The following is a 1220-nucleotide window of genomic DNA, read 5'->3' as shown; positions in this document are numbered from 1 at the left end:
TAATGGGCAAGGCGGAAACCCTCCGATCGCAAGCCCTCTGAATGACCAACAATTTAATTCACTCCAACAAACTGTCTCTGAGTTGTCTTCACAGCAACTTGCTTGGGTCAGTGGGTACTTTTGGGGTTTAGCTCAACATCAACCAAGTGCGGCGGCAACACCAATCGCCCAAGCAGCTGCCGCAGTATCAGCAAAGCCTGCCGGTAAGTTGACCATCATTTTTGCTTCTCAAACCGGTAACGCAAAAGGTGTTGCTGAAGCGTTGGAACAAGAAGCAAAAGCAGAAGGAATTGCAGTAGAGTTGTTTGATGCAAGCGACTACAAAGGCAAAAACTTAGCCAAAGAAACGCACGTCATCATTGTTGCTTCTACCAACGGTGAAGGTGAAGCGCCAGACAATGCCATTGAGCTGCACGAGTTCTTACAATCTAAGAAAGCGCCTAAGCTATCAAACCTTCAATATGGTGTGATTGCATTGGGTGATTCTAGTTATGAGTTCTTCTGCCAAACTGGTAAAGACTTTGACACGTACTTAGCAAAACTGGGCGCGACGTCTTTTATTGACCGTATTGACTGCGATGTTGATTACGAAGCGGCAGCGGAAGAATGGCGCAAGAATGCGCTAGGTAAAGTTAAAGAGACACTATCTTCTGGCAATGAAGCGGAAATTGTTCAACTTCCTGTAGGACAAGCGGCAGCTTCACATTCTCAGTACAACAAACAAAATCCATACACAGCGACGTTACTCACCAGCCAAAAGATCACGGGTCGAGACTCGGGTAAAGATGTTCGCCATATTGAAATCGATCTAGATGGTTCGGGTCTGACATACCAACCAGGTGATGCTTTGGGTGTGTGGTACGAAAACAGCTCTGAGCTTGCCAATCAAATTCTAGGCAAAGTTGGTTTGTCTGGTGTTGAAACAGTTGACGTTGATGGCGAAAGCTTATCTATTCACAGTGCTTTAGTGAGTAAGTTCGAGATCACGACATCTAACCCACAGCTAGTGACTAAGTTTGCCGAGTTATCTGGCAGCAAGAAACTACAAAAGCTGGTGGAAGATAAAGATAAGCTTCGTGAGTACTCAGCCAACACTCAAATTGTTGATGTATTCGCAGAGAAGAAAACCAAACTGACCGCGGGTGAGTTGGTTGGTTTGTTGCGCCGTTTGACGCCTCGTCTTTACTCTATTGCTTCTAGCCAAGCTGAAGTGGATGAAG

Annotated in this window: 1 protein-coding gene; it reads left to right on the top strand. The window is 45.7% G+C overall.

Annotated features, from left to right (window positions below):
* The coding region (locus R7P72_RS24995; protein ID WP_318110958.1) for a sulfite reductase flavoprotein subunit alpha at positions 1 to 1220 on the top strand (1220 nt) is incomplete at both ends.

This window comes from Vibrio sp. Vb0888, from assembly GCF_033338835.1.
In the GTDB taxonomy this organism is placed as follows: domain Bacteria; phylum Pseudomonadota; class Gammaproteobacteria; order Enterobacterales; family Vibrionaceae; genus Vibrio; species Vibrio alginolyticus.
This window is presented reverse-complemented; position numbering and strand designations above follow the sequence as displayed.